Source organism: Mucilaginibacter sp. McL0603 (genome assembly GCF_049992945.1).
GTDB lineage: Bacteria > Bacteroidota > Bacteroidia > Sphingobacteriales > Sphingobacteriaceae > Mucilaginibacter.
On the sequence record NZ_CP188251.1, the window covers coordinates 946,984 to 968,491 of the forward strand.

The following is a 21,508-nucleotide window of genomic DNA, read 5'->3' on the forward strand; positions in this document are numbered from 1 at the left end:
CGTCTTATTATCATGATCTCAGATTCAACTTTATCTAAGGCAGGTGAGATAGCCAAAGCGCTTTTTAACATAAGCTCAAGATATTTTTTGTTTGCTGGATCATTTTACCTGGTTTTTTATGTGTGGAAGAACCGGAAATTCTGGTATGCTAAGATACAGCAGCGTTACCCGGAAAATAAGCATATTTTAAGGGAGATAGGTTACTCTATGCTCACCATGCTCATTTTTGGAGCAATCATTGTCCTTACGATCGTAGCCGGCAAAAAGGGGTTAACAAGGGTATATAATGATATCGGCGAGCATGGGTACGTATACTTCTCGTTCAGCATTGTGCTGATGATCTTTATACACGATACTTATTTCTACTGGACGCACAGGCTGATGCACTGGAAGCCTTTGTTTAAGATCGCACATAAAACGCATCACCTATCTACCAATCCTACGCCCTTTGCCGCTTATGCATTTCATCCTATTGAAGCAGTGGTAGAAATAGGGATCATTCCGCTTATTGCGTTTTCAATGCCGTACCACCCGACGGCACTGGCTGCTTTTTCCATATATGCCATAGCACTTAATGTGATCGGACATTTGGGTTTTGAGCTTTTCCCAAAGGGGTTTGCGAGCCACCGTATTTTTAAGTGGCATAATACTTCAACTCATCATAACATGCACCATCGTTTGGTGAAATGTAATTACGGCTTATATTTTAATATCTGGGACAGGCTGATGAAAACTAATCACCCTGAATATGAGAAAAGCTTCGATAGCGTTATAGCGCAACGCGAACAAAGTAAGTTAATTCCTGATGCAGAATTGCAAAAGATTAAGGGGTAACTAATGGTTGAGTGTTTTTAAGCGGAACAACTTTCACACTTTTTATCGGCATCCTATCAATGTTGCCTTCAACTTTAGCTACCGGCATATTATCAATATCTCCACTCACCCGGACTACCGGCATGTTACTGTAAAATAACTCTGCAGTGCTAAAACCAGGTAATGCCGCCAATTGCTGCGACTTTGGCAGATTCTGAAAGTTTTTGAACAGGCTGCTATCATTCAGATTAAATTGCTGCAACTTCATGTTTTTTGGTGCTTTAAAGAAAAGCGAATCAGATGGTTTGATAGTTAATTGCTGTGCCTTTAGTTGAGAAGCAACGGCGATCATAAACAGAAATAGCAATATCTTTTTCATGGCTAATTTGTTTTAGTACTAATATAACCTATCTGATTGTTAAAATGTGTTATTTTTTTGGCGTAAAATGTTAAAATGAAAAAGCAGGCTGAAATAAAGCCTGCCTTTTTCATTTTTAGAGAATATCACTTATTTACTATTCGCATCGGTAACAACTTTTACTGCATCTGCGGCTGCTTTTGCAGAAACGTCGTCTTTTAGATTAGCGCGTTGCGTTTTAATGTCATTTAGTAAGCCTATAATAAAAGGACCTACACCAGTATACATTTTGTATTTGATACCCATGCCCTTTATCAATTCAATGCCCTGTTGTGCGTCAGCAGGATTATCTACATGCCCGGTCATTTTAGCAAAACTCCTGATCATGCCAAATTTACCGTTAACATCGGCGCTGTTAAATTGCTTATAAACGAAAGACCACTCTGCAGAATTCCCACTTTCAGCATATACATATACAATAGCCGGGGTAAGTGCGCCACTGTTATCCTTTTCAAAGCCTTTGGCTAACTGTAGTGCCTGAGCCGGATCTAACTGGCTGATGCCATTTAAAGCTGCACCCTGTATAGCATATGATTCGCTTTTTAATGCTTGTTTAAAGATATCCATGTTGCCTGGCGCTTTAAGTTTGGCAAGGACGGTCATTGCAGCGGCACGTACCAATGTGTTATCGTCTGTTTGCGCTAATGAAGTTAATACAGGTAAAGCCGCGCTGTGAATGTCATCACTTTTCATATTCAATGCCAGTATAGCTTGTTCACGCAGGCCATAGTATTTATCTTTCAGAGCAGCCAGGACGATTTTGGCCCCTGCTTTTTCTGATTGTTTTCCCTGGGCTGCTTCCAAAGCCTCATAACGGTCCATGTATAACGGGGCGTTAGCATATTGGAATGCAAATTCGTCAAGCGTTTTATTGTCTGTTTTTAGGGCAAGCAGTACTTTGTCAGCATCAACATTTACCAGGTCTGGTTTAACGTCTGAGTGGAAAGTTAGGGTATCCATTTTATCGTTCATCCAAACTTTGTGACGCTCTTTTTTGCCACCTGCATAAATATCAACAGCAAAAGGTAGTTTAAATGTTTGTCCTACCTGTTTCTGAAGCAGGTAAACAGTTTCAGTTTTTGAAGCCTCGTCCCATTTGTAGTTGATATCCAACATAGGGTGCCCGGCACCGTAATACCATTGGTTAAAGAACCAATTCAGGTCGCGACCACTGGCTTCTTCTTCGGCCAGGCGCAGTTGCTGTGCTTCACCGTTTTTAAAGGCATTGGTTTTTAGGTAGATGTTCAAACCTTTAAAGAAGGCGGCATCTCCTAAATAATTACGCAGCATATTTAAAATTCGACCGCCTTTTTGATAGGTAACCACATCAAATACATCTTCCTTATCAGCATAATGGAAACGTACCAGGTTTTTGGTTGCAGCATCGGGTTGTTCAAGATAATTTATTAGTGCCTCGTGACTGTGCTCATCCGCAGCATCTTTGCCATATTTATGTTCAGCCCAAAGCATTTCGCTAAAATCTGCAAAGGATTCATTTACTGTCAAATTACTCCAGCTTTCGCAGGTTACATAATCGCCAAACCATTGGTGGAACAATTCATGCGCAATGGTACTTCTGCCCTGATCGTAATAACGATCTATCAGTTCGCGATGGGTGCCCTGTACATACTCGCCATGCAAGGTAGCAGTGGTATTTTCCATTGCACCGCTTACGTAATCACGCACTACAATTTGTGAGTATTTGTTCCATGGGAAATCAACACCCAAAGTTTTTGAATAGAATTCTATCAACTCTGGAGTCATTCCGAAAATTTCTTTGGCGTAAGGTGCATATTTCGGCTCCAGGTAATAGTTTACCTCTTTGTTGCGCCACTTGTCATGATAGATCTTAAAATCGCCCACAGCCATCATAAACAGGTATGGCGAATGTGGTAATTCCATTTTCCAGGTATCGGTGCGGGTGCCATCGCTGTTTTTCTTTTGCGAAGCCAGGCGGCCGTTTGACAGGGTAACATATTTTGCCGGAACGGTCATGCTGATCTCGTCGGTAGTTTTTTGTTCGGGCTTGTCAATAGTAGGGAACCATGCCGATGAACTTTCAGTTTCTCCCTGTGTCCATATCTGAACCGGCTTGTCTTTTTCAGTGCTGTCCGGATTGATAAAATAAAGGCCTTTTGCATCGTTTATCGCAGCGCTGCCTCTTGCTTTTAGCAGGTTTGGTTTTGCGGTATAATCAATATAGATGGTATAAGATTCGTTATTATGATACACCTGATCCAGATTGATAGCCAGGCTGAGGCTGTCTTCGTACTTATACTTTAGCGGGATATTTTTGCCGTTTTTAACTACCGAAATATTTTTGATATCCATTCCTTTTGCGTCCAGGCGCAGGGTATCTGTAGGATAGAAATGAGGCTTTAAAGTAACCCACTCCTTGCCATACATATAGCATTTTTTGTAATCGAAATGCACATCCAGTTTGGTGTGTACAAGATCATTGATCTTTGGAGGTGTTGCGCGGTAGATTTTCATTAACGGATCTTCCGCTTTGGAAGTGGAATCCTGTGCGTAAGCAATGTGTAAACTTGTGATCAATACACCCGAAAGAGCAATTGAAGCAAGCATTTTAAGATGAACCATATTTGTTAATTATTGATTTGTATAGATGTTTCCTTCCTTCATAACGAAGGCCATGTTTTTCATTGTTTTAATGTCTGCTAACGGGTCGCCGTCGACTGCTACAATATCAGCAGATTTTCCTTTGCTGATGCTGCCAATCTGGTCGCTCATCCCCAAAAGATCAGCGGCGTTAGTGGTAGCTGCTTTTATTGCTTCCATAGGTGGCATTCCGGCTTCAACCATATATTGGAATTCGATGTAGTTTTTACCATGTGCATATACACCTGCATCAGTACCAAACGCAATTTTTACGCCTGCCTTATATGCCTTACCAAAATTCTTTTGAATTTGCGTGCCCACTTCCAATGCTTTGCGTGCAATTACCGGTGGAAAATACCCGGGTATTTTGGCTGAATCAGCTACGGACTTACCCGCAATAATTGTAGGAACTAAATAAGTGCCATATTTTTTGGCAAGCTCTATGTCCTCATCGTTCATAAATGTACCATGCTCAATAGAAGTAACACCACCTAAAATTGCGCGTTTGATGCCTTCTGCACCATGGGCGTGGCAGGCTACACGTAAGCCATAATCTTTCGCTGTTTCTACAACTGCTTTTATTTCATCAATTGTAAATTCAGCACCTGAACCGTTTTCACTCAGATCGAGCACACCGCCGGTAGAAGCAATTTTAATCACATCTGATCCTCGTTTGATCTGCAAACGAACAGCTTTGATCAGTTCGTCCCTGCCATCAGCCACACCATCGTCTGGTCCCATTTTATGATCAAAAACATCATTACGAAAGCCTACAGATCCATCCATATGGCCGCCGCTTGCTGAGATCGCGCGACCAGCAGTGATAATACGTGGTCCGTCAACAAGTCCATGTTTTATCGCTTTGCGCAAGCTGATATTTACGCCTGTTCCGCCCAGATCTCTTACGGTTGTAAAACCAGCCATTAACGTCCTTTTGGCATAAACTTCGGCCTGGTAAGCAATGTCGGCATCGGTCAGAATAAAACCTTCGACTATTGAATTTTTGCTGCCCTGGCTCTCCAAATGGACATGGCAATCAATTAAACCGGGCATTATAGTTTTATTTTTCAGGTCGATCACCTTATCGTTCGCACCGCCGGTTGTATAGCCTTTTTGTATATCGGTAATCAATTTGCCATCAACAACGATGGTCATTTCTGTTTGGGCCTGGTTGGATATGCCGTCGATTAAGCGACCGCAATGGATGTATGTTTTTTGTGCAAATGCTGAGGACACAAAAAACAATAGCAGTATGAAGCTAAGTTTGCGCATGAAATGTTCAGTTAATATCAGGCTAAATTAGAAAGTTTTTTATATAAATGCGTAAGACGCACATAAGCTCAGTATGTTACAAATGTCATTTTAAAAATGACGTCTAAACGGCCAAAATCGGACACCTGATGTTCGTATCCGAACAGTGAACTATTGATATATTTCATAATGTATTGTATTTCAAATATTTGATTTAATGGCACGGCTTTTATTAAGAATACGTGACGTATTACGAACAACATAAACGTACTATTTATGATTAGGAACTATTTAAAAGTCGCCTGGCGCAATTTAGTGAGGAACAAGGCACACACATTTATTAATATGGCCGGACTTTCAGTAGGTCTGGCTTGCAGTTTGATGATTTTGTTATGGGTTCAGAACGAGCTGAATATGGATGCTTTCCATAAAAATGGGAAGAATTTATACCAGGTGTATGAACAGCAACATTATGATAATAAAGTTAACGGGCAATATTATACCCCAGGCGTTTTAGCGGCCGAAATGAAACGTTTGATACCTGAAGTGCAGTATGCTGTAAACACCATTTTTAATGAAGAGCATACTTTTAAAGTTGACGATAAGATCATCAAATTGACAGGCGGTTTTGCGGATGCTGATTTCTTTAAGATGTTTAGTTATCCGCTAATACTGGGTAATGCACAGAAGGCATTACATACTGTATCAGATATTGCGATATCAAAGAAAATGGCTGAGGATTTCTTTGGAAACGCACAGTCGGCGATGGGTAAAACAGTTCGTTTGGATAACCGTAAGGATTTTATAGTTACCTCGGTATTTGAAAATGTTGGTACAAATTCTTCTATCAAATTTGATTACCTGATCAACTGGTTTTCGTTTCTGGAGGATAATCCGTGGGCAAAGAAATGGGGCAATAACACACCATATACATACATCCAATTACGCCCGGATGCAAATCCTGAGGTGGTTGGCCAGAAAGTAAGGCATTTACTCGAGAAACTGGATGCAGATGAAAAGCCAGGCACATTTACTGAGGAACTGGCTTTGCAAAAGTTTGATGAGGTATACCTGCACAGTAATTTTAAAGAAGGTAAAATTGATGGCGGCCGAATAGAATATGTGCACTTGTTCAGCATCGTGGCAGTATTTGTTTTGCTGATTGCCTGTATCAACTTTATGAACCTGACTACAGCACGGTCTGTAAAACGGGCCAAAGAAATAGGCATAAGAAAAGTGGTAGGCGCAGTGCGGGGCGTATTGATCAGGCAATTTATCAGTGAGTCGTTATTGCTTACTTCTATGGCTGTAGCGGTTTCGTTGTTCATACTGGTTGCGTTGCTGCCATTATTTAATCAGGTCACCCAAAAGCAAATTGAACTGCCTTTTCATGAGGCGCAATTCTGGATAAAATTATTGGTAATTACGCTGATTACAGGTGTGGTTTCTGGTAGTTATCCTGCCTTGTTCCTGTCGTCGTTTAATCCTGTTAAAGTATTGAAGGGCACTTTGAAGCTTGATTCGGGTACAACACTGTTCCGCAAAGGATTGGTGGTATTTCAGTTTGTGCTTTCGATAGTATTGATCATCGGGACTATCATCATTTCGCGCCAGGTATCATATATCCAATCTATCAATCTCGGGTTTGATAGGGAGAATATGGTTTATATTCCGTTGGAAGGAAACCTTGTGAAAAACTATGAGGTGTTTAAGAATGAGGCGCTAAAAATGCCTGGAATTAAGTCAATTACAGAGAGTACAAGTCAGCCTACAAACCTGCAATCTTCAACGATAGGTGTTGAGTGGGTAGGAAAAACTCCGAATACTTCGATCTCATTTTCCAATGCCGCCGTTGGTTATGATTTTTTCAGTACACTGAAATTGAAAATGGCCACCGGACGTGATTTTTCAAAAAGCTTCGCTACAGACACGAACGCCTATGTGATTAATGAAACTGCTGCAAAAAGGTTAGGCTACCCTGATCCGATAGGGCAATATTTAACCATGTGGGGGAATAAAGGTAAGATCATTGGTGTTGTAAAAGATTTCCACTTTAGCTCGCTTCATGACCAGATCGAACCATTGATACTTCGGTTTAGTGAGAATGTGGATTATGGCAGTATACTGGTACGCACTATGCCAGGAAAAACTAAAGAAGCACTGGCCAGCCTGGAGACAGTTGCTAAACAATTGAACCCTAATTTTCAATTTACCTACACTTTTTCTGATGATCAATACAACAAATTATATAACAGCGAACAGATCGTAAAGAAGCTTTCTGACGGATTTGCTTTCCTGGCCATATTTATTTCTTGTCTTGGGCTATTAGGTCTGGCCATGTTCACTGCTGAACAACGCTTAAAGGAAATAGGCATACGCAAAGTGTTAGGCGCAAGTGTAGGATCATTGTTTGCTTTATTATCATCAGAGTTTTTGGTGCTTGTGGTTATCGCAATGCTTATTGCTACCCCGGTAGCATGGTACGGTATGAATGCGTGGCTGCGAAACTTTGCCTATCACACACCTATACAATGGTGGGTGTTTGCGCTGGCAGGCGGGTTGATCATATTGATCGCATTAGCAACTGTAAGTTTACAAGCGATAAAGGCGGCTTTGGTTAATCCGATAAAGAGTTTGCGTTCAGAGTGATGTTAGTCATTAGTCATTAGTCAATGGTCATTAGAGTTTAGGATTTAGAATTTCGAGATTAGTCATTAGGATTTAGAACTTAGAATTTCCCAAACGTCATTCGTCAATGGTCATTCGTCATTAGAATTTAGAATTTCGAGATTAGTTATTAGAGTTTAGAATTTTCTATCATGATAAGAAATCAACCCGATAAAAAGCTTGAGAAGCGAGTAAACGGGGATATAAAGCAAAAGACCTGCTATGTTTTATGATAGCGGGTCTTTTTATTTAATTGGACTTAAAATTATTAGCAGTATTGTTCAAATGCACCGATCAAATTATCGGCTATCATTTGTGCAGGGCGGCCTTCTATCTGGTGGCGCTCGATCATATGAACCAGTTTGCCATCTTTAAATAAGGCCATAGCTGGTGATGACGGAGGATAAGGCAGCATATAATTACGTGCAGTATCAACAGCATCTTTTTCCATCCCGGCAAAAACTGTTACCAGTTTATCAGGGTGTTTTTCGTTTTTAGAGGCAATTCTTGCTGCCGGGCGGGCATTAGCCGCCGCACAACCGCAAACTGAGTTTACCATTATAAATACAGTGCCCTCGCTTTCAATAGCTTGTTTTACCGCATCCGCATCTTTCAACTCTTCAAAACCAACTTTTGTAAGTTCTTCCCGCATTGGGGTAACTAAATATTCTGGGTACATCATATCGCTTTAAAAATTTCCTGTAAAGTTACTAAATGATTTAAAAGTAAATTATACTACACGCAATAATAACATTTTGCTGACGAAGCCCGTATACAGTACCAATGGTAATTATAGTGACCAAAGGTTTTGAATTTATTAACAAGAATCGAAATATTTTGGATTTTTGTGCGTCTATTGTTATATATTGCATACACTATTGTAACCCTAACTAAGACTATGAACCTAAAACTTACCAATTTTAGTACCATCATTATTGTCAATAAGAGCCAGGAACAAACGCAGGCTATACGTATAAAAACAAAGCATTTGAAAAGAATGAAGCATTATATTGCTTCAGTAATATGCCTGGTGATTGCGTTGGTGGGAACAATTATCTATCTGAATTCCAGGAACTCAGAACACGAACTGGAGAAACAGCAACTGCTGACCCAGATCGCTCAGCTTAAAGGCAAATTGCCTATTGCAATGGCTGCATCCGCTACTGCTGCGGCTAATGCAAATACTGCTTCATCATACATACAATCTATACAGGGTAAGCTTGAAAAGATCAATGATTATCTTCGCAAGAGAGGCTTAAAAGGCTTTTCAACAAAATCTGTAGGCGGTGATGATAAGACGGAAACTTCCAAATTAACAGATAACGAAAAATATTCCCTTTATGACGACTATTTAAGCCGTTTGTTAAACAGTGTAGCCTTTACCCCTATGGGCTATCCGCGTATAAGCGCTATAACTTCAATGTTTGGTTATCGTAGTAATCCTTTCGACTCAGGAAATGCAGAATTGCACCCGGGTATTGACTTTAAAGGAGCAACCGGCGACCCCGTACACGTTACAGCGGATGGTAAAGTATTTTTCACAGGCTGGAAAGGTGGTTACGGTAATTGTATTATCGTTCAGCATAAAAACGATTTCCAGACATTATATGGGCACCTTTCTCATATTAATGTTCAGGAAGGGCAGTCTGTAAGCACAGGTGATGTGATCGGAAAAGTAGGTTCAACCGGCCGTTCAACCGGCTCGCATTTGCATTATGAAGTGCGAAAAAATGGCAAGCCGATCAACCCGATCAAATTTTTGACTTTAAATAACTAATATCAGTGAGTTCTGATCAGGCCCCCCTGATCCGGCTCACCTAACAATTAACTAAATAAAACTATGGCTATCTTTTCAAAAAAGAACAAAATCGAACTTGATCAGCAAGTGATATCAACACTGATCAGTGAAGGGTGTTTGTTAGATGGTAATCTGAAAGCTCCGGCATATGTGCGTATAGAAGGGCAGATAAACGGTGATGTAAACATTGATGAAGGTTTGATACTGGGCGAGAAAGCTCTGATCAAAGGGAATGTGGTTACCAAGGAAATGATAGTTTATGGTGCAGTTAATGGTAATATAAATGTCCACTCATTAGAAATAAGAGGTACAGGCCGTATAACCGGTGATATAAAGACACAGGTATTGCAGGTTGAACCGGGTGGTACACATAATGGTAAGTTATCTATGTCAGGATCAGCTCCTGTAAATCATAGCTCAAAACAGGAAAAACAGGCAAAAGTTGTTGAAGCGGAGGCAGTCTGATTTCATTAAGATATTTCTATTGATTACTTTTGCATTTTAAAATCGAAATGTTATGTCATCAGTAGAAACCGCTTACACCAAATACAAAGTAAAAGACTTGTCGCTGGCCGAATGGGGCCGCAAAGAGATTGGCCTTGCTGAAGCAGAAATGCCCGGCTTAATGGCATTGCGTGCTGAGTATGGCGCGTCACAACCATTAAAAGGTGCCCGCATTGCAGGCTGCCTGCACATGACCATCCAAACCGCTGTTTTAATTGAAACATTACAAGCGTTGGGTGCTGAAGTGACCTGGTCGTCATGTAATATATTCTCAACACAGGATCATGCTGCTTCGGCTATTGCTGCTGCCGGTACTTCTGTTTATGCCTGGAAAGGGATGAACGCTGAAGAGTTTGACTGGTGCATCGAGCAAACACTATATTTTGGTGAAGACCGCAAGCCATTGAACATGATATTGGATGATGGCGGTGACCTGACCAACATGGTTCTGGACAAATACCCTGAACTGATTGCCGGCATTAAAGGCTTATCAGAAGAAACTACTACCGGTGTACACCGTTTGTATGAAAGGATGAAAAATGGCACATTGCCAATGCCTGCCATCAACGTAAACGACTCGGTGACCAAATCAAAATTCGATAATAAATACGGCTGCCGTGAATCACTGGTTGACGCTATTCGCCGTGCCACAGACGTAATGATGGCTGGTAAAGTAGCTGTTGTTTGCGGTTATGGCGATGTGGGTAAAGGTTCTGCCGATTCATTGCGTAACGCTGGCGTTCGTGTTATCGTAACTGAGATCGACCCGATCTGTGCGTTGCAGGCAGCTATGGAAGGTTTTGAAGTTAAAAAATTATCAACTGCTATAACAGAGGCTGATATCGTGGTAACTGCTACAGGTAATTGCGATATCCTGCGCGAAAAGCATTTCCGTGCATTAAAGGATAAAGCTATCGTTTGTAATATCGGTCACTTTGATAATGAAATTGATATGGCCTGGTTAAATGGAACTTATGGTAACACCAAAGTTGAAATTAAACCACAGGTTGATAAATATACCATCAACGGTAAAGACCTGATCGTATTAGCTGAAGGTCGCCTGGTAAACTTAGGATGCGCAACCGGTCACCCAAGCTTTGTGATGAGTAACTCATTCACCAACCAAACTTTGGCTCAATTAGAGCTTTGGTTAAACGGTGATAAATACGAAAACCAAGTTTACACCCTGCCAAAACATCTGGACGAAAAAGTTGCCCGTTTACACCTTGCTAAAATTGGTGTTGAACTGGAAGAACTTGATCCGCACCAGGCTGAATACATCGGTGTGCCAGTTAATGGTCCGTTTAAACCGGAGTATTACCGTTATTAAGTTTTGAGTCTTGAGTCTTCAGTACTGAGTCTGAAGTCAAAAATATGAAGGGCATGGTTTTAGGATCGTGCCTTTTTTGTTTTTGGAATTTAATACATTTATGAATTGAAGATTAAGCAGATCAATGGTCAAGTATTTATATTATATTTTATTGGGAATAACCATCTTTTTGATAATTGGCTTTTTTGGGTGGATATATTCATTTGGGAATGGTTTTATGAACACTGGCAGATACACTGATGCCGAATACTTTCATATACAAAATCGTTTGAAATTTCAAGTCCCATATAGAGGAGAGATACTTGATTCCCTATTAGTTGATCAGGCTAAAAGCGACACAACATATTCAATTCATGAAGATTTATCACCCGATGAAATGCCAGATAGTAATTCCCACTGTTGGTGTTATTGTGGTAATTATACAAGGACATTGAAATTTAATAAGTCGCCGAAAGAAATATACTTGGTCACTTATGATCAAGGAGACCACTCAGTAGGAATAGATTGGGTTATAAAATTCAAGGACAAGAAGTGGAAATGTAATCCGACATCTAAATTAGATTCTCTCGAACAACAACGTATAGAAAATCGCTTTAGCGAAATAGTATCAAAATTTCCTTTAAAGGACACATCAGCCTATTCTAATACATGGCAAGGACATAGTATTGATTACGGCTTACACTGAATAGGACGGAACTTTAAGCTTATTTTAGATTCCTTGTTGGTAAAAACGTGACAAGAGCATTCCAAATATAATGTTATATAATTAACTAGACCTTCATCTCCCGGGCTTCACAAACTCCGCATAACACTTCTTAATATAAATCATCATCTCATAATCGCTCATGGTACGGGCCGTCCCGGCAGACGGGCGATATTTATCCATAAAGGTTTGCAGAGAGTCGCCTTTAAGACGGGTCAGCTCAACCACTTTTGGCCTGGAAAATACCTGATCGACATAATTGCTTTGCTCATCCCTAAGCAGTGTTTGCTGTAATTTTGATGTTGGCGTTTTGTTCTTACCAAGCCAGTCAATAACTGAAAGCAGGTTAACGCTTACCAGTGTTGTCATGTTATTGGTTGAGGTAATAAAGTCGTTATAGGGGAGAATATTATTCGAATTGGGCATAAAGACATCCTTAAACGTAGTGCCCTTGTAGGCAAATACTGGTGCAAACTCTTTTCTTAAATTAATAGAATCGATTTTAGATGGGCGTTTGCCAATAATAACCACACTTTGCAATGATGTTGTTGATTGCTCTAAATATACGGGGATGGTATCAGCCACCCTTTGCGAATAAACCAGGAAATGTGATTTATAACCAATGCATGTGATCTTAATAGTATCACCGCGATGAAGATCATAAAGTGTAAATACTCCTTTTGCGGATGTAGTTGTGGTATACTTTGATGCAATGATGGTAGCGTGTGGAATGGGAAGCAAGGTATTGCGATCTATAACCAATCCGCTCAATTGCTGAGCATAAAGCGTGGAGCACGATGCTATTAATCCAAATGCAATTAAAAGTTGAAAGCTCTTCATTAAAATAGCAGATCAGGTTTAGTATAAAAATAACTGATATTTTAGTTGATGGCTAATTTTTAACAAAACTTAACAAATGCCAGATCATAGCAGGTTGTATGATTCTTTAATAAGAGCATATACCCGTGGAGTGAGTTTGTCTAAAGAAGTCAGCCGGATATGATTTTCATACCTCTTTGAATAAAACGTGCTTTTGGTAACAATAGAGTCTTCAAGTAATTTGGGCGAATAAAACTTGAGGTCTAGCAGGCCTTTCATTGGCCTTATCACAAAGAAAGTTTGATTACGAACAAATACGATGCAGTTTTTTGAACAGCTTATGGTTACGCCGTCCCAATCGGCAATTTCGGCCAGTAGTTTATCAAATGCTAAAACAAGTTCTTCGCTCTGGTCTTTTAACAGATCATCAACACTTACTTTAATGCAGTAATGTATCTGGTTGGGCTTCTTTAGTTCCCGTTCACATTTGGGACAAATCCAGCTCATGTTTGTATGATCAATTTACAGATGACTTTTGCTTTACCGGGCTATCTACCATGTAAGGTTTAATCTGTTTAGGATCGGTTAATACAATTTCGGGTTTGCCCTTATCGCTGACTACCACTCCCGTTATGCAGATATCTTTTCCTTTGAAGTCGATATCAGGACGCCCTTTAAATTTGGAGAGATCAGCTGTTTTAATGAAAAGCGTTAATAGTTGTTTGGGGTATTCTTCGCCAAGATATAATAACGTTCCATCTGAAGTATGGCTGCTGCCATATACCTTATCGCACACCTTAATTTTATAGCCAAAATACTTTGAAGCATTTTTTGCAGGAGTAATATTCTGGGCTGATAACCGGGGTACAGATAATAAGATAATAGCTGAGATAATGAATATATGTTTCATAAACTAAATTTAGTCAGTAAAACCTATAACCAGATGTTAAACATTGTTAATATTGACCGCTTTGTGCCTATAACGCTTTTCCCTGTGTTTTAAAATTAGCAAAGACTGTTTCTGAATCAGAGCCATTCCCTTCTGAAATTTTGATGCTAAAATTGGCATTACCGCTTACCAGATCGCTCTTGCCTGAAATTAGGAATTTCATAACTACTTCTTTACCTGCCTGCAAACGGGGAATGGTTTGTTTGTTATCATAGGCTATGCCTTTGGTCAAATTGACATCGTTTATTTCAATCACCATATTATAGGCATCACCTTTGCCCTGGTTTGAAAGTGTGAACCTTATTTCTCCTTTTTCATTGGCATCCAGTATATGATTATTGTTGCCCAAATTGTCTGAAAAACTGATGTTGACTATTTCCAGATCGGCTGGAGATTTAGGATTTGGCGCCTTTTCGATATAGTCATATTTCCTTACTTTAACAAAAACGCCATCTTTCCACTCGCCCATCTTTTTTTTGCCGGTTTCGTCTATCATTGTTCCAAGGCCGTTTATTTGATCATCTTTCCATTCGCCCTCATAAATCTGTTTATTTGCGTAATAAAATACACCCTGCCCGTTTTGTTTATCATCTTTCCACTGTCCCTCATATTTATCACCCGATGTCCATAGCATCTGGCCTTGCCCGCTTCTGACCCCGTTTTTCCATTTCCCCAGGTATTTTTGTCCTGTTGGCCAGATCATATACCCCTCTCCGGATTGTTTATCCGCTTTCCATAGCCCTACATATTTTCTTCCGATAGCCGAAATGGAGGTTCCTTTTCCTTCTTTATAGCCATCACTCCAATTGCCGGAATATTTGCTACCATCTGCCCCTATCTCAATTCCCTCTCCATTTTGCCTGTCGGCTTTCCACTCGCCATCATATTTGCGGCCATCCGGCCATATCATGGTACCCACGCCATCCATTTTTCCATTTTTCCATCCACCTTTATATCTTCGCCCATCCGAAAAAACCATGGTGCCTTTTCCATCTTTACAATTACCTAAAAGGCATCCAACCGGTGTTTTGTCAATTGCCAATGCTTGTGGCTTAATAAATTCCCTTGTTTTAAATGAGATATAAAATGGACCTGCATCAAATCCGTTACCTTCATGCAACTGTATCCTGAAGTTTGTTTCACCTTCTGCCAGGGTCATATTGCTTGTTATAGGTATAGATATTTTCATTTGTCGACCGGCTGGCAGTGAAGAATAATTCTGCCTGGTTTCATAACTTACTGCCTGGGTATAATTCATATCCTGGATCTCAACGATCAGGTTGTTCGCATCCCCTTTACCCTGGTTTGACAAGATGAACTTTATTTCTCCGGTTTCATTAGCATCTAAAACATGGTTTTTGTTACCGAGGCTGTCATTAAAGGTGAGACCAATAACTTTTAGGTCGGCAGGTATAACTGCTGCGACCTTAGGCGCAGTAGCTACAGGACTATCAACCGGCAAACTTTTTTGATCTTGGTCAAAAACATCTGCTTTCCATATGCCAACATGAGTGGTGCCGTTTGCAAAGGTGAGCGTTCCGCTTCCATCTTTTTTGTTGTCCCTCCATTGACCTTCATATTTGCTGCCATCAGCATAGGTTTTGGTCCCCAATCCATTCTGCTTATCTTCTTCCCATTCACCGTCGTATTTACTTCCGTCAGAATAATTCTGCACCCCATGACCGCTCCTTTTATTATCCAGCCACTCCCCAATATATTTTTCCCCATTTTTCCAGGTTAGCACCCCATGCCCATTTTGCATATCATTGTCCCATTCGCCCACATATCTTCTTCCATCGGTCCAGGTCATGGCGCCTGTTCCATGCTTTAGGTTTGCGGCCCATTCACCTTCATATTTATTACCATTGGGATAAGTGTCTATTCCTTGTCCTTCTCTCGCATCATTTTTCCAGCCACCTACATACTTTTCCCCGTTGGCCCAGGTCTCATACCCCTGTCCATTTTGCATATTATAGCTCCATTCGCCTACGTATTTCCTTCCGTCGGGCCAGGTCATCGTACCTTGTCCACTTCTGCGCCCGCCTTTAAATTCACCGGAGTATATGTTTTTTAGCGACCATGTTTCTGTTCCGCCCCCATCTTTGTAGCCATTTTTCCAATCGCCCTGGTATTCATGCCCGCCGGGCCAGGTAAATATGCCGGGGCCATTGAATTTATCATCTTTCCAGTACCCTACATATTTTTTGCCGTCGGGCCAGGTCATGTTTCCTTTTCCGCTCATTTTCCCGTCAACGAAATTGCCTCCGTATTTTCTGCCGTCCGGAAAAGTTAACGTACCGATGCCGGTTTTGCAATCACCCAAAATACAGCCGTCTCTTTTTTGAGCATAGCAATGAAATGACCATAGCAGTAGAAATAGAAGAATACCCTTTAATTTGATCATTTATTATTCGATAGTTAACATGGATTATCGCAAAGCCGCTGCTGCATGATATACTCAGGATTTCAAATATATAAGTTTTTGGTTCTTAATATTTGTTTTAGCCTTTTAATAAGGAAGTGGCATTGTGATAATAAGTGAAAATATAAAAAAAGGGCAGGCAATGCAAATGCGTTGCTGTATTGTTACGTTTACCAGGTATCAGTTATAATTAAAACTAATCCGAACTTTCTGCGTCCTCATCAACAGTCTCGCGCAGATCATATAGGAGCCATTGTTTATTGGCGATCTGCTTTGTTTTTGACTGGAGCAATTTGATGAAATCATTTACACCAACCGGTTCATTGCCGTTGCCGTGTATCAGCACAATGCTGCCGGCTTGAGGTTGTTGTCCTTTGGCAAGCCAGGCATCAGAACCGATGGGTATGAGTCCAAAATCTGTGATCTTATAAACCAGTTGCTGATCGGACACCAGGCCGGGGAAACGGAAAAATATGGAAGGGACGAGACCATTCTTCAGCATTAGTTCTTCTGTTGCCAATACTTCATAGTTGATATCGGTACCGGGCTCAAGCAAAAAATTCATTTTAAGCGGGGCGGTTTTACTTACCCGGTGATTGTAGGAATGATTTACCCAGGTGATGCGTATCTCGCCGTCATTACGTAGTTTTTTTAGCCATTCTAAATCTTCTTTGTGCTTTAACATCCATAGGCCACTTACAGAAAGAGCGATTGGCGCCGGCTTTTCTACTTTCTGAAATTCGGCGATCATTGTGGTAAATATCCTCCTGTCGAGGGGCCGATGCGATGGGCAGAGGTCGGCTGTGAGGCTGATTCCTGTTTCTGTAGGCATGCCGCGTTCAATACCGGCATCCTGTATGCTTACCGAATGTTTTTCTACCTTGCTTATTACTTTTTCATAAGGTGTGCTTTTAAAAAAAGTACGGGTTTCGGCCAAGGTCATTGGTTTTACCTGGTAAAAGCTGCTTTCGTTTACTTTAGTTTGCAGGGTTTGGGGATTGACCAATAGCAGATATTCTTTGCTTTGATTTTCAAATTTGCGTAATACGACCCAATCCTGTGGGTAATTATGTGCCCAACCGTAGTAAACACGGTAATTGGTGATATTGAGAAAGTTTTGCTGGGCATGAACTAATGTGAAAGAGCACATTAATAAGATAAAAAGCAAAAATTTGATCGGAGTATTCATATTAAGGTCACAAATAAACGAATCAGAAAATTGTTTTAGATGTTAAACAAGTAATAATGATATTTACCGCTATAAAAGTATTGCTTAAATGACCCGATTATCTGTCAATATTAATAAAATTGCCACCATACGTAACTCGCGCGGAGGCAATAATCCAGACCTGGTACAGGTTGCCAAAGACTGTGAGCACTTTGGTGCACAGGGCATAACTGTACATCCCAGGCCAGACGAAAGGCATATCCGCTACAACGATGTTTTCGAACTAAAGAAAATTGTAACCACCGAGTTTAATATTGAAGGAAATTGCCAGGAGCAAAAATTCATCGATCTGGTATTGGCCAATAAACCCGAGCAGGTGACTTTAGTGCCTGATGTTTTGGGGCAGATCACCTCAAACCATGGCTGGGATACGATTAAGAACCAGGCATATTTGAAGGATATGATCCGCGTTTTTAAAGATGCAGGGATACGGGTATCCATATTTGTTGATCCGGTAGTTGAAATGGTGGAAGCCGCAGCTACTACGGGAACTGATCGTATTGAACTGTATACTGAAGCTTATGCAGCGCATTACAGTCAGGGTAAAGAGCTGGCGATAGCGCCTTATATTAAAGCTGCCGAGGTAGCACAAAAAGTGGGACTTGGATTAAATGCGGGACACGACCTTGACCTGCATAATTTGAAATATTTTGCTGAAAATATACCTGGTCTGGATGAAGTAAGTATAGGGCATGCGCTGATAAGCGATGCGCTTTATTATGGTCTTGAGAACACGATACAGTTGTATTTGCGGCAATTGGCTTAGAACGCAGGAATCAAGAGTAAAGAATCAGGAGCCAAGAATCAGGAGTCAAGAGCCAAGAATCAAGAATCAGGAGTCAAGAGCCAAGAATCAAGAGTCAAGAATCAGGAGTCAAGAAAGAACCCACAGGACTATATTTTTTTAATCTTGATTCTTGACTCCTGATTCTTGGCTCTTAAAAAAAATCAAATGATTTTTTTTAAATAAAACCATTGTCACTATAAGGTTATCTCATTGTTACTCATATTTCAAAATTGTACCTTTGCAAAAAATTTAAAGGGACATTGAATTCATGAAGCTGAACGCAGATTATCAGGAAAGATTTCAGAACAGGCATATTGCTCCAAATGAGGCAGATACGGCCGAAATGTTAAAAACAGTGGGTGTAAGTTCACTTGATGAATTGATCGATCAAACCATTCCGGCGAGCATAAGGTTGAAAAAGCCGCTTAACCTGCCGCCTGCAAAAAGCGAGTTTGATTATCTGAATACACTTAAACAAACTGCATCAAAAAACAAGGTATTTAAGTCTTACATAGGTCAGGGTTACTATGATGTGATCGTGCCAGGTGTTATCCAGCGCAATATATTGGAGAACCCGGGGTGGTATACTCAATACACTCCATACCAGGCTGAAATTGCACAGGGCCGTTTACAGGCTTTGCTGAATTTCCAGACCATGGTGATCGATTTGACCGGAATGGAGATTGCCAACGCTTCGCTTTTGGATGAAGGCACTGCCGCTGCTGAAGCCATGTTTATGCAGTACAGCCTGCGCAAAAATCAGAATGCTAAAGTGTTTTTTGTATCGGACGAAGTGTTCCCGCAAACTATCGATATTTTAAAAACACGTTCAGAGCCTTACGGTATAGAGATTCAAATCGGCGATCACCGCACGGTTGAACTGAACGAAAATATATTCGGAGCAATAGTACAATACCCTGCCGGACACGGGGCGGTGTATGATTACTCTGACTTTGCAGCTAAAGGTCACGAAAAAGGCATTAAGCTAACTGTTGTTGCCGACATCATGAGTCTTGCATTATTAACGCCTCCGGGTGAGTGGGGTGCTGATGTGGTAGTTGGATCAACCCAACGCTTTGGTGTGCCGATGGGTTTTGGTGGTCCGCATGCTGCATTTTTTGCTACTAAAGAAGAATATAAACGCTCTATACCGGGTCGCATTATAGGGGTTACCATTGACAGCGCCGGGAACTACGCCTTGCGTATGGCTCTGCAAACCCGTGAGCAGCATATCCGCAGGGATAAAGCAACTTCTAATATTTGTACTGCACAAGCTTTGTTGGCTATTATGGCCGGTTGTTATGCCGTTTATCATGGCCCTAAAGGTGTTAAGTTAATTGCTGAACGCATACATGGTTTGTCGGTATTGCTTTCGAAGTCGCTGGCGCAATTAGGTTATGAGCAGTTGAACGAGTCTTATTTCGATACGCTGAAATTTGATCTGGGTAATTTGGTCGGCCCTATTCATGCTGAGGCGATCAATAATGAAATGAACCTGAATTATGAAGGCTCTGTAGTTACGATCTCTGTTGATGAAACTACTTCTCCGGAAGATATTAAAACCATGGTTCGCTTTTTTGCCAAAGTAAAAGGCAAAAGCCTGAGCGATGTGAGTTTTGATGAATTAAAATCAAACATTCAAACTACTATTCCTGCAAATCTGCAGCGTAAATCTGCTTATTTAACACATGGTATTTTCAACTCGCATCACTCAGAACATGAGATGCTGCGTTATATTAAATCGTTAGAGGCTAAGGATCTTTCTTTATGTCACTCGATGATCGCATTAGGCTCATGTACCATGAAGCTGAATGCTACTACAGAAATGGTGCCTGTTACCTGGGCTGAGTTTAGCAAGATGCACCCGTTTGCTCCTGCCGACCAGGTAGGCGGCTACATGCAATTGTTTGACGAGCTGAATAACTGGTTATCAGAAATTACAGGTTTTGCAGCCATGAGCCTGCAGCCAAACGCCGGTGCTCAAGGTGAATATGCCGGTTTAATGGTGATTCGCGCTTATCATCACGACAGGGGCGAAGGTCATCGTAATATCGCATTGATCCCATCGTCTGCTCACGGTACCAATCCTGCGTCAGCAGCTATGGCCGGGATGAAGATCGTGGTAATAAAATGCGATGAGAATGGAAATATCGACGTAGCGGACCTGAAAGAAAAAGCAGAGCAACATAAAAATGATCTGTCATGCCTGATGGTAACTTATCCTTCAACACATGGTGTGTTTGAAGAAGCTATTGTTGAGGTTTGCGAGATCATTCACCAAAATGGCGGACAGGTTTACATGGACGGTGCCAATATGAATGCTCAGGTTGGTTTAACAAGTCCGGCTAATATTGGTGCTGACGTTTGCCACCTGAATCTGCATAAAACATTCTGTATTCCTCACGGTGGTGGTGGTCCGGGTATGGGCCCTATCGGTGTTGCAAAACACCTGGTGCCTTATTTACCGGGACATGCAGTTGTTGATATCGACCGTGGCAAATCTATCCACGCGGTTTCGGCAGCGCCATGGGGTTCAGCTTCTATATTGATCATCTCTCATGCTTATATCGCGATGATGGGTAGCACAGGTTTAACTGATGCAACCCGTTATGCGATATTGAATGCTAATTATATCAACACAAGGTTGAAACATCATTATCCTGTATTGTATACCGGTGCCAATGGCCGTTGTGCACACGAAATGATTTTGGACTGCCGTGCATTCAAAAACTTTGGTATTGAGGTTACTGATATAGCAAAACGTTTAATGGACTATGGCTTCCATGCACCAACTGTATCCTTCCCGGTTGCGGGCACGGTGATGGTTGAACCGACAGAATCGGAGCCTAAACATGAGCTTGACCGTTTTTGCGATGCCATGATCTCTATTCGTCATGAAATTGATAATGTGGAGAAAGGCTTGTCTGACAAGGTAAATAATCCATTAAAAAATGCACCTCACACTGTTGCTGTAGTTACAGGTAATGAGTGGGATCATCCTTATAGCCGTCAGAAAGCGGCATTCCCGCTGCCTTATGTGGCTGCCTACAAATTCTGGCCATCGGTGGGTCGCGTTAATGATACTTATGGTGATAGGACATTAATCTGTTCATGCCCGCCATTAACGGACTATGAATTTGAAGAAAGTGAAGTAACGACCCCTGAGTTTGGAACGTGATTGAGTAAATGTGCAGATATGA

At 41.1% G+C, this 21,508-nt stretch carries 16 protein-coding genes; 7 read left to right on the forward strand and 9 right to left on the reverse strand.

The window, feature by feature from the left end; genetic code table 11:
• Window positions 1–12: 12 nt before the first annotated feature.
• On the forward strand, window positions 13–834 hold the full coding sequence (locus ACPPVU_RS04445; protein WP_426670493.1) for a sterol desaturase family protein: 822 nt from the start codon (window positions 13–15) through the stop codon (window positions 832–834).
• Here ACPPVU_RS04445 and ACPPVU_RS04450 read toward each other — a convergent pair.
• The 3 genes from ACPPVU_RS04450 to ACPPVU_RS04460 form a co-directional block, all read right to left on the reverse strand.
• Window positions 824–1,192, reverse strand: a complete 369-nt coding sequence (locus ACPPVU_RS04450) for a hypothetical protein (RefSeq protein ID WP_426670494.1) — start codon at window positions 1,190–1,192, stop codon at window positions 824–826. The genes ACPPVU_RS04445 and ACPPVU_RS04450 overlap by 11 nt on opposite strands.
• A gap of 129 nt (window positions 1,193–1,321) precedes the next feature.
• Entirely contained in the window at window positions 1,322–3,832 is a 2,511-nt protein-coding gene (locus ACPPVU_RS04455; RefSeq protein ID WP_426670495.1) for a M1 family aminopeptidase, read from the reverse strand.
• 9 nt (window positions 3,833–3,841) lie between these two features.
• A complete protein-coding gene (locus ACPPVU_RS04460; protein ID WP_426670496.1) occupies window positions 3,842–5,122 on the reverse strand; it encodes an amidohydrolase family protein in 1,281 nt (426 codons plus the stop codon).
• 255 nt (window positions 5,123–5,377) lie between these two features.
• On the opposite strand from ACPPVU_RS04460, the gene ACPPVU_RS04465 reads away from it, so the two are divergent.
• Window positions 5,378–7,750 (forward strand): ABC transporter permease, encoded by a 2,373-nt coding sequence (locus ACPPVU_RS04465; RefSeq protein ID WP_426670497.1) that lies wholly within the window; start codon window positions 5,378–5,380, stop codon window positions 7,748–7,750.
• 286 nt (window positions 7,751–8,036) lie between these two features.
• On the opposite strand, the gene ACPPVU_RS04470 is transcribed toward ACPPVU_RS04465, so the two are convergent.
• The gene (locus ACPPVU_RS04470; protein ID WP_426672243.1) at window positions 8,037–8,447 is read right to left on the reverse strand and encodes a BrxA/BrxB family bacilliredoxin; all 411 of its coding nucleotides are present in this window, start codon (window positions 8,445–8,447) and stop codon (window positions 8,037–8,039) included.
• A gap of 219 nt (window positions 8,448–8,666) precedes the next feature.
• On the opposite strand from ACPPVU_RS04470, the gene ACPPVU_RS04475 reads away from it, so the two are divergent.
• The 3 genes from ACPPVU_RS04475 to ahcY all read left to right on the forward strand — a co-directional run bounded on the left by ACPPVU_RS04475 (window position 8,667) and on the right by ahcY (window position 11,400).
• Window positions 8,667–9,545: a M23 family metallopeptidase gene (locus ACPPVU_RS04475; protein WP_426670498.1), complete on the forward strand. Its 879-nt coding sequence runs from the start codon at window positions 8,667–8,669 to the stop codon at window positions 9,543–9,545.
• Window positions 9,546–9,608: 63 nt separating this feature from the next.
• On the forward strand, window positions 9,609–10,031 hold the full coding sequence (locus tag ACPPVU_RS04480; RefSeq protein ID WP_426670499.1) for a bactofilin family protein: 423 nt from the start codon (window positions 9,609–9,611) through the stop codon (window positions 10,029–10,031).
• Window positions 10,032–10,083: 52 nt separating this feature from the next.
• Entirely contained in the window at window positions 10,084–11,400 is a 1,317-nt protein-coding gene (ahcY, locus tag ACPPVU_RS04485) for an adenosylhomocysteinase (protein ID WP_426670500.1), read from the forward strand.
• A 778-nt stretch (window positions 11,401–12,178) separates the two neighbouring features.
• Here ahcY and ACPPVU_RS04490 read toward each other — a convergent pair.
• From ACPPVU_RS04490 to ACPPVU_RS04510, 5 genes are all read right to left on the reverse strand, one after another.
• Entirely contained in the window at window positions 12,179–12,943 is a 765-nt protein-coding gene (locus ACPPVU_RS04490; RefSeq protein ID WP_426670501.1) for a carboxypeptidase-like regulatory domain-containing protein, read from the reverse strand.
• 84 nt (window positions 12,944–13,027) lie between these two features.
• On the reverse strand, window positions 13,028–13,429 hold the full coding sequence (locus ACPPVU_RS04495; protein ID WP_426670502.1) for a DUF5655 domain-containing protein: 402 nt from the start codon (window positions 13,427–13,429) through the stop codon (window positions 13,028–13,030).
• Between the two features lie 10 nt (window positions 13,430–13,439).
• The gene (locus ACPPVU_RS04500) at window positions 13,440–13,832 is read right to left on the reverse strand and encodes a hypothetical protein (RefSeq protein WP_426670503.1); all 393 of its coding nucleotides are present in this window, start codon (window positions 13,830–13,832) and stop codon (window positions 13,440–13,442) included.
• Between the two features lie 67 nt (window positions 13,833–13,899).
• Window positions 13,900–16,275 (reverse strand): hypothetical protein, encoded by a 2,376-nt coding sequence (locus ACPPVU_RS04505; RefSeq protein ID WP_426670504.1) that lies wholly within the window; start codon window positions 16,273–16,275, stop codon window positions 13,900–13,902.
• Between the two features lie 214 nt (window positions 16,276–16,489).
• On the reverse strand, window positions 16,490–17,482 hold the full coding sequence (locus tag ACPPVU_RS04510; RefSeq protein WP_426670505.1) for a polysaccharide deacetylase family protein: 993 nt from the start codon (window positions 17,480–17,482) through the stop codon (window positions 16,490–16,492).
• An 88-nt stretch (window positions 17,483–17,570) separates the two neighbouring features.
• On the opposite strand from ACPPVU_RS04510, the gene ACPPVU_RS04515 reads away from it, so the two are divergent.
• Complete coding sequence (locus ACPPVU_RS04515) at window positions 17,571–18,287, forward strand: pyridoxine 5'-phosphate synthase (protein WP_426670506.1); 717 nt, start codon at window positions 17,571–17,573, stop codon at window positions 18,285–18,287.
• A 289-nt stretch (window positions 18,288–18,576) separates the two neighbouring features.
• On the forward strand, window positions 18,577–21,486 hold the full coding sequence (gene gcvP / locus ACPPVU_RS04520) for an aminomethyl-transferring glycine dehydrogenase (RefSeq protein ID WP_426670507.1): 2,910 nt from the start codon (window positions 18,577–18,579) through the stop codon (window positions 21,484–21,486).
• The last annotated feature ends 22 nt before the right edge of the window (window positions 21,487–21,508 follow it).